This window comes from Lysobacter sp. ESA13C, from assembly GCF_019970005.1.
GTDB classification, from domain to species: Bacteria; Pseudomonadota; Gammaproteobacteria; order Xanthomonadales; family Xanthomonadaceae; genus Lysobacter; species Lysobacter antibioticus_B.
This window is the reverse complement of record NZ_JAHXYK010000005.1, coordinates 458,713-472,525: the sequence shown is the minus strand read 5'-3', so window position 1 is coordinate 472,525 and position 13,813 is coordinate 458,713. Positions and strand designations below refer to the sequence as shown.

Genomic DNA, 13,813 nt, shown 5'->3' with positions numbered 1-13,813 from the left:
GATTCCGCAATCAAAGGCAGGATGATACCCGATCTGGCCGGGGGGTTCGGACAGGCGCCTGGCGTTAAGATGGGCTCCGTACCGACTGAATGCAGGTAAGGCATGCAGTATTGGGAGCATATCGATCGCGTGTTTCGGGCCCAGTCGCTCGACGAAGTGAAGTCGGCCACGTCCGCCTATACCAGGGCGCTCGGGTTTCAGCATCATGGCTATGCGATGAAACTGCAGGAGCCGGCGCTGCAGCCCGGCCACGGCGGCGGGCCGTCCAAGGATTTCTTCTACTTCGAGGATTTCGCCAGCGACTGGTCCAAGACCTATCCCGGCCTCGCCTCGGCCCAGGCCGAACGCTCCGACCCGCGCATCATCCAGGCCCGCGAGGGCCTGCCGGCGGCGTCATGGAACTGTCGCGGCCAGACCAGCTACGAGCTCGGCCAACGCGTCTACCTGATGCAGCGCACGCGACGCACGCTCGAGATCGCCGGCGAACACGGCCTGCGCGGCGGCATCACCGTGCCGAGCTGGTCGCAGGGCATGCGCTGGTCGTTCATGACCTTCACCCACACCGCGATCGTCGACCCGCGCGAGATGGTCCCGACGGTCGCCTCGGCGGTGTATTTCGTCAATTGCATGCAGGCCACCCTCGACCGCCTGATGCGCCAGCGCCAACCGCTGCCGACGCTCAGCGAACGCGAGCGCGAAGTGCTGCGCTGGTCGGCGGTCGGCAAGACCTCGTGGGAGATCTCGGTGATCCTGCGGATCAGCGAGCGCACGGTGAACTTCCACCTGCAGCAGGTCTCGCGCAAGCTCGGCGTCAAGGGCCGGCGCGCCGCCTGCGCGCGTGCGGTGGCGCTGGGGCTGATCTTCCTATAACCGCAGTCTGTCCCGCTGCCTGTCATCGCTGCGGCCGCCTGCGAGCCCGCGGCGATTCGGCCCCGGCACTCGCCCGGGCCGCATCTGCCCTGCCCGGCCCTCACCTGTCTGTTCTTACAGGCCGGCCCACGCATCGCCCGCCGTCCATGCTGAACTGAATGCTCGCGGTGTTCGCCGACGCATGCGCGCCGAACGGCGCGAGGGGACTTCTTGGCGCGCACCGCTCTTTCGTTTTTCCCCGGTGCCGGCCCGATACCGACGGGTCGCAGGTCCCAAGGATGGGCCGGGGCTTTTATGCTGTGGCCATGACGCCCCCACCCGACCGTCCCGACGACGACAGCGACGACGCGGCCCTGTTCCGTGCCGCGATCGGCGAGGTCCGCCGCCTGCCCGACGCGCCGCTGCCGCCGACCTCGCCGAAGCCGCGCCCGCGCGCACGCATGGCCGAACGCGACGAGGCCGAGGCCCGCGACGAGTTCCGCCATGCCCTGGAAGAAAACCTGCTCGAAGCCGGCGATGCGCTGAGCTATCGCCGCGACGAATTGCCGCCGCGGGTGTTCGCGCGCCTGAAACGCGGCGAGATCTCGGCGCAGGAAGAACTGGACCTGCACGGCAGCCCTGTGCGCGAGGCCGAGGCGCTGCTGCGCGCCTTCCTCAACGATGCCCGCGAACACGGCGTGGGCTGCGTGCGGGTGATCCACGGCAAAGGCCGCGGCGGCGGCAACGACTTCGTCGACAGCCGCGGCCTGCCGGTGCTCAAGAATCTGGTCGACCGGATGCTGCGCCAACGCGCCGACACCCTGGCCTTCCACTCCGCACCGCCCGCGCAGGGCGGCACCGGAGCGGTGCTGGTACTGCTGGCGCCGCGCAAACGGCGCTGAGCCCCGGGGCCGAGTTCGAACCCGACCTTCGGGACGGACCCGCCGGCGGCGTCACTCTTCCTGATGCCCGCCCATCGTGCGGCGGTCCGGCGGATTGACCCAGACCACTTCGATGCCGCGGCGCTGGGCGAGACGCTCGACCGCGCTGACGTAATGATCGTCGCGCGACATGCCGGCGACGGCATGTTTGGAAACCGACGGCTCGGCATAGCTGCTCTTGGTCTGGGTGCCGGCGCACGCCGCCAGGCCCAGCACCGACAACGACAGGACGGCAATACGCAACGTAGCGTTCATGACCCGACTCCCTGACGCGGTGGAGTCCGGCGGCGGCTTGGCGCGACCGAACGGCAACCGGCACCTGCCGGCTGTCACCTTCGGCTTATACGCCGGCCGGAATCGTGAACCAGTGCCACCACGTCGCACCCGACGAACGGTCGTTTACGAAGGCCGAAAGCGGCGAGAACGCGGGCGAATCCGTTGGTTTGAGGCAAGCGCCGCCTGGGTTGGCGAGAATCGCGCGAACGCGGATTCGACCTCAGCCCGGGCCGGAACGGATCTCGCCGAGCTCGGCCAGAACCACGGTCGCGTAGGCGCCGGCCGGCAAGGCGAACGACACTTCCAGGGCACCGTCGTCGAGCCAGCGCCAGGCCAGGCCATCCGGGCGCAGACGCAGCGCACGGCGCTCCTGATCGAGTCCGGCCGCTTCCAGGCCCGCGCGCAGGGCCAGCGCCTGCTCGCCTTCGAGCGCGGCCAGCTCCAACGCCCGCACCGCCTCGGTGCTGCGCAGTTCGCCGCGCCCCCACAAGGGACCGCTGGGATGGATGTCGAAAGCGGCCAGGCGTTGCGCGAGCGTTTCGCTCCAGACTTCGGGACCGAATACGCTGCGGCTGCCGGCCAGGGCCCAGACCTCGCCGGCGAGCGACGCGCCGTCGCGCAAACCGTCCCAGCTGCCGTCGGCCACGCGCACCGCGAGGGCGCGGTTGAACAGTTCCGAGCGCGCCGCCGACAGCAACAGGCTGCGTTGCTCGCGGCGCACCCGGCGCCCGCCGAACATCGCCAGGGCGTTGGCGACGTTGTCGCCGTCGCGGCCGAAGCGTTGTTCGCCGAAATAGTTCGGCACGCCGCGTGCGGCGATGTGGGCCAGGCGCGCATCGATCGCCTCGCGCTCGCCTTCGATCTCGCGCAGGGTCAGCACGAAGCGGTTGCCGGCCAAGGCGCCGCGCGGCAGTTTCTTCGCATGCCATTGGCTGTCGAGCACGCGCAGTTCGTCGTCCTGCAGGCCGGCCAGGTCCGGCGCGATGCGCTTGGGCAGGTGCACGCTGAAGCGCTGCACGGTGACCGCATGCCGGTCCTTGAGCCCGGCGTAGCCGATTCCGACCTCGCCGATGCCGGCCCAGGCGGCGATGCGCTTGGCCGCGAAGGCGGTGTTCATGCCGCGCTTTTCCACGGTCAGCAGCAAATGCTCGCCGCTGCCGCTGGCGGCGAAACCGGGCAGTTCCTCGACCCGGAAATCCTCCGATGAAGTGCGGATGCGCGCGCTGAGCACGGCCGCACCGTGGGCGCGGGCGAGCGCGGCGTCCTGCGCGGCGCCGACCGGCACCATGCCGTCCTGCGAATCCTCGCTCATGCCGACACCAGCAGGCATACCGCCATCGCCGCGATGCCTTCGCGGCGGCCGGTGAAACCGAGTTGTTCGCTGGTGGTTGCCTTGATGCTGATCGCATCGAGCTCGACGCCGAGATCGGCGGCCAACGCCTCGCGCATCGCCTGCGCGTGCGGGCCGACCTTGGGCCGTTCGCAGACCACGGTGACGTCGGCATTGCCGAGTTTGTAGCCGCGCTCGGCGATCAGCACCTGGCAATGACGCAGGAATTGGCGGCTGTCGGCATCGCGCCAACGCTCGTCGCTGGGCGGGAAATGCTGGCCGATGTCGCCGAGCGCGAGCGCGCCGAGCAGCGCGTCGCACAGCGCGTGGATGACCACGTCGCCGTCGGAATGCGCGACCACGCCGCGGTCGTGCGGCACGCGCACCCCGCCGAGCATGATGTGGTCGCCGTCGCCGAATGCGTGGACGTCGTAGCCTTGGCCGATTCGAATATTCATGAGTGGACCTGCGGTAAAGGAATGAGCGAAGAGGAGTGAGGAGTGAGCCGAAGCAAGAGCCGGAGCGTTGGACGCCAGCATGCCGCGCCGTCGCTCACTCCTCACAGAAGGAGTGAGCGAAGAGGACTCAGGAGTGAGCGGAAGCAGGAGCCGAGCGTTGCGCCGGCATGCGGCGCTTTCGCTCGCTCCTCACTCCTCACTTTTCGCTCCTCACTTCGATCTCCTCAGATTTTGTCTAGCAGGTATTCCGCCAACGCCAGGTCCGCCGGCGTGGTCACCTTGAGGTTGTCCTCGCGGCCTTCGACCAGGTGCGGTTTCGCGCCCATGCGCTCCATCGCCGAGGCCTCGTCGGTGACGATCACGCCGGCCTGCGCCGCCGCATCCAGTGCCGCGGTCAAGGCGCCGCGACGGAAGGCCTGCGGCGTGAATGCGCGCCACAGGCCGTCGCGCGGTTCGGTGGCGACGATGCGGCCGACGGCGGCGCGCTTCAGGGTGTCGCGCAAGGGCGCACCGAGAATCGCGCCGTCGGCGCCGGTTTCGGCCGCCGCGATCAGCAGATCGATATCGCCGCGACGCAGGTTCGGCCGGGCCGCATCGTGCACGAGCACCAAGGACTCGTCCCCGACCTCCTCGGGCAGCGCGCGCAAGGCCGCCAGCACCGAATCGGCGCGCTCGCCGCCGCCGATACAACGCAACACCGGTTTGCCGTGCAGCTCGGTCCAGCCCGGCCAAAGCTTGTCGCCGGGCGACAGCGCGACCATCGCCCCGGCCACGCGCGGGTGCGCAAGCAAGGCGTTCAGAGCGTGCTCGATCAGCGGCTTGCCGGCCGCATGCAGATACTGTTTCGGCGTCGGCCCGCCGAAGCGCTGGCCGCGGCCGGCAGCGGGAATCACGGCCCAGATCATGTCTCGTATCCCTTGCGGTAACAGATGCCCGACGCTGTCTCCGCGCTCACGGCTTCAATGCGCCGGCGGCCCGGACGGCACAGGCTCCGGCGCCGGCGGCGGCAGTTCGCTGGGCGGTTCGTCGACCTGTTCTTCCAGGCTCGATTCTTCCGGCGCGGCCTGCTCGCCCGGCACCGCGCCGTTCTGCACCGCGCTGACCGCCGCGGCCGCATTCGCACCCGGCGCCTGCGGCTTGGCTTCGACCACGCGATAGAACGTCTCGCCGGGCTTGATCATGCCCAGCTCGCTGCGCGCGCGCTCCTCGACCGCTGCCTCGCCCGACTTGAGGTCCTCGACCTCGGCGGCGAGCGCGTCGTTGCGTTGCTGCAGCCCCTGGTTCTCGCGGGTCTGGCCGTCGACCTGGGCCTGCAGCGCGGCGACGCTGCCGCCGCTGCCGCCGCCGGCCCACCACAACCGATACTGCAGAAAAGCGAGCAGCGCCAGCAACGCCAGTACCAGCACGCTCAGCCAGCGCTTGCCCGTCTTCTCGACCATCGCGACTCAGCCGCGCTCAGCGACGCAGCGACACGAACGCATCGCGTCCGGCGTACTTCGCCGCGGCACCGAGCTGCTCTTCGATGCGCAGCAGCTGGTTGTACTTGGCCACGCGGTCGCTGCGGCACAGCGAGCCGGTCTTGATCTGGGTCGCGGTGGTCGCCACCGAGATGTCGGCGATGGTGGTGTCCTCGGTTTCGCCCGAACGGTGCGAGACCACGGCCGCGTACTTGGCCGCGTCGGCCATCGCGATCGCTTCCAGGGTCTCGGTCAGGGTGCCGATCTGGTTGACCTTGATCAGGATCGAGTTGGCCACGCCCTTGTCGATGCCTTCCTTGAAGACCTTCGGGTTGGTCACGAACAGATCGTCGCCGACCAACTGCACCTTGTTGCCGATCTTGTCGGTCAGCAGCTTCCAGCCGGCCCAATCGTCCTCGGCCATGCCGTCTTCGATGGTCACGATCGGGTACTGCGCGGCCCAGCCGGCGAGGAAATCGACGAACTGCTCGCTGGTCAGGCGCTTGCCTTCGCCGACGAGGTGGTACTTGCCGTTGTCGAAGAACTCGGTGGAGGCGACGTCCAGGCCCAACAGGATGTCTTCGCCGGCCTTGTAGCCGGCCTTGCCGATCGCTTCGAGGATGGTTTCCAGCGCTTCCTCGTTGCTGCGCAGGTCAGGGGCGAAACCGCCCTCGTCGCCGACCGCGGTGCTGAGGCCACGGCCCTTGAGCACCGACTTCAGCGCATGGAACACCTCGGCGCCGGCGCGCAGCGCCTCGGCGAAGGTCGGCACGCCCACCGGCAGGATCATGAATTCCTGCAGGTCGACGTTGTTGTCGGCATGGGCGCCGCCGTTGATGATGTTCATCATCGGCACCGGCAGCACTGCGGCGCGGTCGCCGGCCAGATGCTTCCACAGCGGCAGCTTGCGCGAGGCGGCGACCGCATGCGCATTGGCCAGGGAAACGCCGAGCAGCGCGTTCGCGCCCAGGCGGCCTTTGTTCTCGGTGCCGTCCAGATCGATCATGCGGCGGTCGAGGCCGGCCTGGTCGGTCGCGTCCAGGCCCTTGAGCGCCTGGGCGATGGTGGTGTTGACGTTCTCGACGGCTTTGCGCACGCCCTTGCCGAGGTAACGGGTCTTGTCGCCGTCGCGCAGTTCGACCGCTTCCTTGCTGCCGGTCGAAGCGCCGGAGGGGACCAGGGCGCGGCCGAAGCTGCCGTCGGCCAGGGTGACCTCGGCTTCCAGGGTCGGGTTGCCTCGGCTGTCGAGGATTTCGCGGGCGTGGATCTGGGTGATCGTGCTCATGTCGGAAGAGTCGGGGTTCAGTGGGAAAGGGGTCGGGACGAACGATAGCCGAGATCGCGGCCGGCCCGGGTGGGCGCCGTCGAAATTGGCGACATTCGGTGGCGGATCGAATCGATCCGGAGGGGCCGCACGGACACGCTGCAGGCGGCGCGGCAGAACCGCTCCGGCCAGCCCGATATGTGCTTGCCGCAATGCGGGCGGGACGACGCGCGCCCCGGCCCAGCGACGGCCGCGCTGCGGCCGGGTTCGAACCGCAACGCGGGCGACATCAGAAATCTTGTTCCAGGAAGCCGTTCTTCTTGGTGATGCGGTCCAGTTCGACCATGGTCTCGAGCAGCGCGCGCATCTTCGGCAGCGGCACCGCGTTGGGGCCGTCGGACAGGGCTTCCTCGGGGCGCGGATGAGTTTCCATGAACACACCCGAGACGCCGACCGCGATCGCCGCACGCGCCAGCACCGGCACGAACTCGCGCTGGCCGCCGGACTTGCCGTCCATGCCGCCGGGCAACTGCACCGAGTGGGTCGCGTCGAACACCACCGGACAACCGGTGTCGCGCATCACCGACAGCGAGCGCATGTCGCTGACCAGGTTGTTGTAGCCGAAGCTCGCGCCGCGCTCGCAGGCCATGATCTGCTGGTTGCCGGTGGCCTGGGCCTTGGCGGTGACGTGCTTCATCTCCCAGGGCGAGAGGAACTGGCCCTTCTTGATGTTGACCGGCTTGCCGGCGCGCGCAACCTTCTGGATGAAATCGGTCTGGCGGCACAGGAAGGCCGGGGTCTGCAGCACGTCGACGACCGAGGCGACCTCGTCCATCGGCGTGTACTCGTGCACGTCGGTCAGCACCGGCACGCCGATCTGGCGCTTGACCTCGGCCAGGACCTTGAGCCCCTCCTCCATGCCCGGGCCGCGGAAACTCGTCGCCGAGGTGCGGTTGGCCTTGTCGAAGCTCGACTTGAAGATGAAGGGAATGCCGAGCGAGGAAGTGATTTCCTTGAGCTGGCCGGCGACGTCGAGCTGCAATTGCATCGACTCGATCACGCAGGGGCCGGCGATCAGAAAGAAAGGCTGGTCGAGGCCGACGTCAAAGCCGCAGAGTTTCATCGCTTGCTTCCTGAATTCATGAGTACGAAGGAATCTTCATCAGTGGATGCCGCGCCCGCCGCAGACAAGCCCGGCGATCGCGGCCCGGCGATCATGCCCCGGGCCCGCTTAAGCGTTTCGAACGCGCCGAACGCACCACACCGACCAGCCACAGTACGCCCCCGATCAAGCCCAAAGGTCCGGCGATGGCCAGGGTGATGGTGAATACGGTCGCGCCCAGCAGGCCGAGACCGTCGGCGGCCTCGCCGAGGATCGCCCGATACGTGAGGTATCCGGCGACCAGCACAGCCGCGGCCAGCCACATCAGCCAACGGCCGGTACCGCGAAAATCGTTACGTGCAGGCCGGCCGACGCTCGCCCGCGCTTGCGCGCCCGGGTCCGGATCGGCCGGAGCCGGATTCAACCGGTGACCTCACGCAGCAGCTTGCCGCCGGCCTTGGCCTCGCGCGCGGCGCGCACGAAACCGATGAACAGCGGGTGGCCGTCGCGCGGCGTCGACAGAAATTCCGGGTGCGCCTGGCAAGCCAGGTACCAGGGGTGCTCGCTGCGCGGCAGTTCGACCATCTCGACCAGCAGGTCGTCCATGGACTTGGCCGAGATCACCAGGCCGGCGTCCTCGAGCTGGCTGCGATAGCGGTTGTTGAACTCGTAGCGGTGGCGGTGACGCTCGCCGACCACGTCCTTGCCGTACAACTCGCGCGCCAGGGTGCCGGGCTTGATGCGCTGGTCCTGCAGGCCCAGGCGCATGGTGCCGCCGAGGTCGCTGGTTTCGCTGCGGCGCTCGACTTCGCCGGTGGCGGTGCGCCACTCGGTGATCAGGCCGATGACCGGGTGCGGGCTGTTCTTGTCGTTCTCGGTGCTGTTGGCGTTGTCCAGGCCGGCGACGTGGCGCGCGTAATCGACCACCGCCGCCTGCATGCCGTAGCAGATGCCGAAGTACGGAATCTTCTGCTCGCGCGCGTAGTTCGCGGTGGCGACCTTGCCCTCGAAGCCGCGGTCGCCGAAGCCGCCCGGCACCAGGATACCGTCGACGCCCTTCAGCGATTCCACGCCGTCGCGCTCGATCTCGCTGGATTCCAGCCACTTCAGCTTGACCTTGGTGCGCTGGCGCAAACCGCCGTGCTTGAGCGCTTCCGACAGCGACTTGTAGGCATCCTGGTGGTCGATGTACTTGCCGACCACGGCGATGGTGACCTCGTCGACCGGATGCTCGGTGGCATCGACCACTTCGTTCCATTCGCGCAGTTCGGCCGGGCCGGCCTGGATGCGCAGGCGGTCGAGGACGATCGCGTCCAGGCCCTGCTCATGGAACCACTGCGGCAGCTTGTAGATGTTGTCGAGGTCGACCGCCGAGATGACGGCCTTTTCCGGCACGTTGGTGAACAAGGCGATCTTGCGGCGGTCGCTGTCGGGCAGCGGCTGCTCGCTGCGGCACAGCAGCACGTCGGGCTGGATACCGATCGAACGCAGTTCCTTGACCGAGTGCTGGGTCGGCTTGGTCTTCAGTTCGCCGGCGGCGGCGATGAACGGCACCAAGGTCAGGTGCATGAACAGCGCGTGCTCGGGGCCGCGCTCGGTGCGCAACTGGCGGATCGCTTCCAGGAACGGCAACGACTCGATGTCGCCGACCGTGCCGCCGACCTCGACCAGGGCGACGTCGAAGCCTTCGGTGGCCTCGACGATGCAGCGCTTGATCTCGTCGGTGATGTGCGGGATGACCTGGACGGTGCCGCCGAGGTAATCGCCGCGGCGTTCCTTACGGATCACGTTCTCGTAGATCCGGCCGGTCGTGATCGAATTCTTGCGGCTCAGGCGCGTGCGCAGGTAGCGCTCGTAGTGGCCGAGGTCGAGGTCGGTCTCGGCACCGTCGTCGGTGACGTAGACCTCGCCGTGCTGAAACGGGCTCATCGTGCCCGGATCGACGTTGATATAGGGGTCGAGCTTCATCATCGTCACGCGCAGCCCGCGCGCTTCGAGGATGGCCGCCAACGAGGCTGCCGCGATGCCCTTACCCAAGGAGGACACCACGCCGCCGGTGACGAAAATCAGGGGAGTCATGGATTTTGCTGCCGCTGGAAAGCCGTAGTTTACCGACTGACGGCTTGGCCCGCGACTGCTTGACAGCGCCGGCGATCGCCCGGACGCCCCGCAAAGCCAGCTGCGGCAAGGCCTGCGGCGGAATCGGCGTTATCGGGCCGGAACGTTCCGGCCGGGGAGGTTGCGGCCCAAGCTCTGCCGCAAGTGCGCTCTCCGAGCGCGGGCCCCCGCCTTGGGTAGGGGCGGCGCAAGCCGCGACCTGCGCCGGCGGTCGAAGCCGCGCGGTCGCGGCTTGCGCCGCTCCTACCCTGGGAGGCCAAGCAGCTCAGGCCAGCTCGGCGCCCTTCTCGGCCAACAGCTCGCGCAGGACCGAACGATGGCAATGCGCCTCGTCCTCGCAATAGCAGCCGACCGAGAAATCGCTGTGCCGGGACAGGGTCGCGAGCAGTTGCAGGGTGTGGCCGGCGTCCGGGGTGGCCATCTCGGCGCGGTACTTGCGCACGAAGGCCTGCCATTGCGCCGGAGTCTGCGCCTGTTGGCCGAGCTTGATCGTGTCCGCGCTCGGCGCCAGGTTCGGAAACCACACGTCGTACCAGTCCTGGGTCGCGAACTCGCTCTTCGGCACCCCGCGCGGCGGACGCCGTACGGTGCCGATGCGGGTGCCCTCGCCCTCGGCGCGCGGGCTTCCAAGCCTGACGATGCGGACGCTCATCGAAACCTCCCCGGACGGCGGGTTTGTCGGACTTAACGCTACCCCGGAACGGCAGGGAAAACGAGCCGGCGATCGACGATGCCCCACCTGGGTCTAGGGTGCAGCCCCGCTCGGCGGCGATTCGGGCTTGAGCAGCCGCGCCAAGTCCATGCTGGGCCGCATCTTCCGCGCAAAGGTGATCTTGCCGTCGCGGGAGGCGAGGTAGCGATCGACAAGGTTGGGAATCGCCCCGCCGCCGGGTTCCTGCGCACTCCTGGCGGGCGCTTGTGCGGCCTGCACGTAGTGGTAAATCAGCGCGGCGCCGGAACGGTCGAGGAAGACCCCGCCCTCAAGCGGAGGCCTGCGTTCGACGTGGTTCTTCTCGAAGGCGTTGTCATAGGTCAGGACCATTTCGACCGCATGCGTCGGGCCACGGTAATAGACGCCCTGCTTGCTCGAGAACTCCGGCCGATAGACGCCGGGCGTCAACACGAACTGGCGCAGTACCCGATAGCTCGTGTACTCGTAAGTGAAAGACCGATCCAATCTCAGCTCGCCGGCCTGGGTCGCAGGCACCAGCTTGTCCGGATCCACGTCCTTGGAACGTGCCACCCCGCAGCTGATCGATACGCCGATGAACAAGGCGCACAGTTGAAGTTTCATCGCTCCCCCGAACGAAAGTCGCTGCCAGCCGATGCATGGGACCGCATCGGCGATTACGCCTAGATTAACTCGGTCGGGCACGAGCGCAGCGTCGTTGAAGAGACGCGTCGCTCAGGCGAGCCGCCATTCGAGGCACGCAGCCGGCAGCCCGCGGCACGAGGCTCGCAAAGAAAACGCCCCGGCAAGGCCGGGGCGCTGGGTTTTCGCAACGGAACCGGAGATCGGCGAAGACTTACTTGTCGCCCTCTTCCTCCGGCTCGACGCCGCGGTCGCCGGACTGCTTCTTGTCGGCCTTGGCCTTCTTCTGCGCCTCGGCCTTCTTCGCATCCTCGGCTTTCTTGGCCTCTTCGGCCTTCTTGGCGTCGGCCTGCGGGTCCTGCTGCGCGAAGGCGGCAGGCGCGGCCAGCATGGCCAGGGCAGCGGCGATGGCGGCGGGGAGCACGAGCTTGCGGATGTTCATGGTGTGGCCTCCTGACGGAATGGGGACCGGCGCGTCGGGCTGCGCCGTGTGTCGTGGGCGATGAGCCGTTCGGCGCACCGCTTCCCAGAGCGACGCGGCGGACCCTAACCCCTACCCCCATGCTGGTGGCTGAATCGACCGATATCAACCCGCCCCGCCTCGCCGCCGCGGCGTCCGCTCGAGCAGGCCGGGCCGCCGTCTCAGCCGGTCTCGCCGGGCGAGACGCACGTGGGCCAAGCTTCTTGACCACTCTTCACGTCGTGCGGCTTGACCACCTAGCCCGCCGTCGCCATTCTCGCCGCTCCGAACACCACGGCCACGCCCTTCAGTTAATGAGCAGTCGCTATAACGCCGCCGACATCGAAGTCCTCTCCGGGCTGGACCCCGTCAAACGACGCCCGGGCATGTACACCGACACCACCCGCCCGAACCATCTGGCGCAGGAGGTCATCGACAACGCGGTCGACGAGGCGCTGGCCGGCCACGCCCGCAGCATCGAGGTCACCCTGCACGCCGACGGCAGTTGCGAGGTCTCCGACGACGGCCGCGGCATGCCGGTCGACATCCACCCCGAGGAAGGCATCCCCGGCGTCGAGCTGATCCTTACGCGCCTGCACGCGGGCGGCAAGTTCAGCAACAAGAACTACACCTTCTCCGGCGGCCTGCACGGCGTCGGCGTGAGCGTGGTCAATGCGCTGTCCAAGCTGGTCGAAGTGCACATCAAGCGCGACGGCAACGAATACCGCATGACCTTCCAGAACGGCGACCGCGCCACCCCGCTGGAAGTGGTCAACTCGGTCGGCAAGAAGAACACCGGCACCCGCGTGCGCTTCTGGCCCGACGCGAAGTATTTCGACACGCCCAAGTTCAACCTGCGCTCGATCAAGCACGTGCTGCGCGCCAAGGCGGTGCTGTGCCCGGGCCTCAACGTCAAGCTGTTCGACGAGGCCAGCGGCGAGCGCATCGAGTGGTACTACGAAGACGGCCTGCGGGACTACCTGTCGGGCGAGCTGCGCGAGGGCCAGCCGCAGCGCGAGCTGCTGCCGCCGGACCTGTTCGTCGGCCAGCTCAAGAAAGACACCGAAGTGGTCGACTGGGCGGTGGCCTGGGTGCCCGACGGCGAGCTGGTCCAGGAAAGCTACGTCAACCTGATCCCGACCGCCCAGCACGGCACCCACGTCAACGGCCTGCGCACCGGCTTCACCGACGCGCTGCGCGAGTTCTGCGACTTCCGCAACCTGCTGCCGCGCGGCGTCAAGCTGGCCCCGGAAGACGTCTGGGACCGGGTCGCCTTCGTGCTCAGCATCAAGATGACCGACCCGCAGTTCAGCGGCCAGACCAAGGAACGCCTGTCCTCGCGCCAGGCCGCCGGCTTCGTCGAGGGCGCCGCCCACGACGCGTTCTCGCTGTGGCTGAACCAACACACGGAATTGGGCGAGCGCATCGCCCAACTCGCCATCGAGCGCGCCGCCGCGCGCCTGAAGACCGAAAAGCAGATCACCCGCAAGAAGATCACCCAGGGCCCGGCCCTGCCCGGCAAGCTCGCCGACTGCAGCTCGCAGGACCTCTCGCGCACCGAGCTGTTCCTGGTGGAAGGCGATTCGGCCGGCGGCAGCGCGCGCCAGGCCCGCGACAAGGACTTCCAGGCGATCCTGCCGCTGCGCGGCAAGATCCTCAACACTTGGGAAGTCGCCTCCGGCAGCGTGCTGGGTTCGCAGGAAGTGCACGACCTGGCGGTCGCGATCGGTTGCGACCCCGGCAAGGAAGACATCAGCGGCCTGCGCTACGGCAAGGTCGTGATCCTCGCCGACGCCGACTCCGACGGCCTGCACATCGCCACCCTGCTCAGCGCCCTGTTCCTGCGCCACTTCCCGGCGTTGGTCGCCAGCGGCCACATCTTCGTGGCGATGCCGCCGCTGTTCCGCGTCGACGTGGGCAAGACCGTGTTCTACGCCCTCGACGAGGAGGAAAAACGCATCCTCCTGGAAAAGATCGAGCGCGAAAAAGGCGACCGCAAGAAGGGCCTCAGCGGCGCGGTCAACGTCACCCGCTTCAAGGGCCTGGGCGAGATGAACGCCTCGCAGTTGCGCGAGTCGACCATCCACCCCGACACCCGCCGCCTGGTCCAGCTGACCATCGACGACAACGCTCAGACCCATTCGCTGATGGACATGCTGCTGGCCAAGAAGCGCGCCAGCGACCGCAAGTCCTGGCTGGAAACCAAGGGCGACCTGGCGACGCTGGAAGTCTGAGCCTCGCCCTCC

14 protein-coding genes and 1 pseudogene are annotated in these 13,813 nt (G+C 68.1%); 3 read left to right on the top strand and 12 right to left on the bottom strand.

Annotated features, from left to right (window positions below; genetic code table 11):
- Positions 1-102 precede the first annotated feature (102 nt).
- Positions 103-870: a LuxR family transcriptional regulator gene (locus LC490_RS24515; RefSeq protein WP_305067581.1), complete on the top strand. Its 768-nt coding sequence runs from the start codon at positions 103-105 to the stop codon at positions 868-870.
- A 305-nt stretch (positions 871-1,175) separates the two neighbouring features.
- Complete coding sequence (locus tag LC490_RS13360; protein ID WP_031374357.1) at positions 1,176-1,751, top strand: Smr/MutS family protein; 576 nt, start codon at positions 1,176-1,178, stop codon at positions 1,749-1,751.
- Between the two features lie 51 nt (positions 1,752-1,802).
- On the opposite strand, the gene LC490_RS13355 is transcribed toward LC490_RS13360, so the two are convergent.
- The 12 genes and pseudogenes from LC490_RS13355 to LC490_RS13300 all read right to left on the bottom strand — a co-directional run bounded on the left by LC490_RS13355 (position 1,803) and on the right by LC490_RS13300 (position 11,549).
- Positions 1,803-2,045 (bottom strand): hypothetical protein, encoded by a 243-nt coding sequence (locus LC490_RS13355; RefSeq protein WP_223620446.1) that lies wholly within the window; start codon positions 2,043-2,045, stop codon positions 1,803-1,805.
- 241 nt (positions 2,046-2,286) lie between these two features.
- Positions 2,287-3,378 carry a tRNA pseudouridine(13) synthase TruD gene (gene truD / locus LC490_RS13350; RefSeq protein ID WP_223620445.1) on the bottom strand — a complete coding sequence of 364 codons (1,092 nt, stop codon included), beginning with the start codon at positions 3,376-3,378 and terminating at the stop codon, positions 2,287-2,289.
- On the bottom strand, positions 3,375-3,854 hold the full coding sequence (ispF, locus tag LC490_RS13345) for a 2-C-methyl-D-erythritol 2,4-cyclodiphosphate synthase (protein ID WP_031374360.1): 480 nt from the start codon (positions 3,852-3,854) through the stop codon (positions 3,375-3,377). Before ispF ends, truD begins: the two co-directional genes overlap by 4 nt.
- A gap of 224 nt (positions 3,855-4,078) precedes the next feature.
- Positions 4,079-4,768: a 2-C-methyl-D-erythritol 4-phosphate cytidylyltransferase gene (gene ispD / locus LC490_RS13340; RefSeq protein ID WP_223620503.1), complete on the bottom strand. Its 690-nt coding sequence runs from the start codon at positions 4,766-4,768 to the stop codon at positions 4,079-4,081.
- 150 nt (positions 4,769-4,918) lie between these two features.
- Positions 4,919-5,293: pseudogene (gene ftsB, locus LC490_RS13335) on the bottom strand (cell division protein FtsB); the annotation flags it as partial.
- A gap of 16 nt (positions 5,294-5,309) precedes the next feature.
- Positions 5,310-6,596, bottom strand: coding sequence for a phosphopyruvate hydratase (eno, locus tag LC490_RS13330; RefSeq protein WP_223620444.1), 1,287 nt, complete (start codon positions 6,594-6,596; stop codon positions 5,310-5,312).
- A gap of 268 nt (positions 6,597-6,864) precedes the next feature.
- Positions 6,865-7,698, bottom strand: coding sequence for a 3-deoxy-8-phosphooctulonate synthase (gene kdsA, locus LC490_RS13325; RefSeq protein WP_031374364.1), 834 nt, complete (start codon positions 7,696-7,698; stop codon positions 6,865-6,867).
- A 91-nt stretch (positions 7,699-7,789) separates the two neighbouring features.
- A complete protein-coding gene (locus tag LC490_RS13320; RefSeq protein WP_152566446.1) occupies positions 7,790-8,101 on the bottom strand; it encodes a hypothetical protein in 312 nt (103 codons plus the stop codon).
- Positions 8,098-9,756, bottom strand: coding sequence for a CTP synthase (locus tag LC490_RS13315; protein WP_223620443.1), 1,659 nt, complete (start codon positions 9,754-9,756; stop codon positions 8,098-8,100). The genes LC490_RS13320 and LC490_RS13315 overlap by 4 nt, the downstream gene beginning before the upstream one ends.
- A gap of 304 nt (positions 9,757-10,060) precedes the next feature.
- Positions 10,061-10,447: a DUF488 family protein gene (locus LC490_RS13310; RefSeq protein WP_031374367.1), complete on the bottom strand. Its 387-nt coding sequence runs from the start codon at positions 10,445-10,447 to the stop codon at positions 10,061-10,063.
- A 93-nt stretch (positions 10,448-10,540) separates the two neighbouring features.
- Positions 10,541-11,089: a hypothetical protein gene (locus LC490_RS13305; RefSeq protein ID WP_031374368.1), complete on the bottom strand. Its 549-nt coding sequence runs from the start codon at positions 11,087-11,089 to the stop codon at positions 10,541-10,543.
- Positions 11,090-11,321: 232 nt separating this feature from the next.
- Complete coding sequence (locus LC490_RS13300; protein ID WP_031374369.1) at positions 11,322-11,549, bottom strand: hypothetical protein; 228 nt, start codon at positions 11,547-11,549, stop codon at positions 11,322-11,324.
- Between the two features lie 332 nt (positions 11,550-11,881).
- Here LC490_RS13300 and parE point away from each other — a divergent pair, with 332 nt between their 5' ends.
- Positions 11,882-13,801 (top strand): DNA topoisomerase IV subunit B, encoded by a 1,920-nt coding sequence (gene parE / locus LC490_RS13295; protein ID WP_031374370.1) that lies wholly within the window; start codon positions 11,882-11,884, stop codon positions 13,799-13,801.
- The last annotated feature ends 12 nt before the right edge of the window (positions 13,802-13,813 follow it).

What these genes read in the sequence shown, in the direction of transcription:
- LC490_RS13315 (WP_223620443.1), bottom strand. Translation starts at nt 9,756, where the DNA reads ATGACTCCCCTGATTTTCGTCACCGGCGGCGTGGTGTCCTCCTTGGGT.
- LC490_RS13310 (WP_031374367.1), bottom strand. Translation starts at nt 10,447, where the DNA reads ATGAGCGTCCGCATCGTCAGGCTTGGAAGCCCGCGCGCCGAGGGCGAG.
- LC490_RS24515 (WP_305067581.1), top strand. Translation starts at nt 103, where the DNA reads ATGCAGTATTGGGAGCATATCGATCGCGTGTTTCGGGCCCAGTCGCTC.
- kdsA (WP_031374364.1), bottom strand. Translation starts at nt 7,698, where the DNA reads ATGAAACTCTGCGGCTTTGACGTCGGCCTCGACCAGCCTTTCTTTCTG.
- ispF (WP_031374360.1), bottom strand. Translation starts at nt 3,854, where the DNA reads ATGAATATTCGAATCGGCCAAGGCTACGACGTCCACGCATTCGGCGAC.
- truD (WP_223620445.1), bottom strand. Translation starts at nt 3,378, where the DNA reads ATGAGCGAGGATTCGCAGGACGGCATGGTGCCGGTCGGCGCCGCGCAG.
- LC490_RS13360 (WP_031374357.1), top strand. Translation starts at nt 1,176, where the DNA reads ATGACGCCCCCACCCGACCGTCCCGACGACGACAGCGACGACGCGGCC.
- eno (WP_223620444.1), bottom strand. Translation starts at nt 6,596, where the DNA reads ATGAGCACGATCACCCAGATCCACGCCCGCGAAATCCTCGACAGCCGA.
- LC490_RS13355 (WP_223620446.1), bottom strand. Translation starts at nt 2,045, where the DNA reads ATGAACGCTACGTTGCGTATTGCCGTCCTGTCGTTGTCGGTGCTGGGC.
- LC490_RS13300 (WP_031374369.1), bottom strand. Translation starts at nt 11,549, where the DNA reads ATGAACATCCGCAAGCTCGTGCTCCCCGCCGCCATCGCCGCTGCCCTG.
- parE (WP_031374370.1), top strand. Translation starts at nt 11,882, where the DNA reads ATGAGCAGTCGCTATAACGCCGCCGACATCGAAGTCCTCTCCGGGCTG.
- LC490_RS13305 (WP_031374368.1), bottom strand. Translation starts at nt 11,089, where the DNA reads ATGAAACTTCAACTGTGCGCCTTGTTCATCGGCGTATCGATCAGCTGC.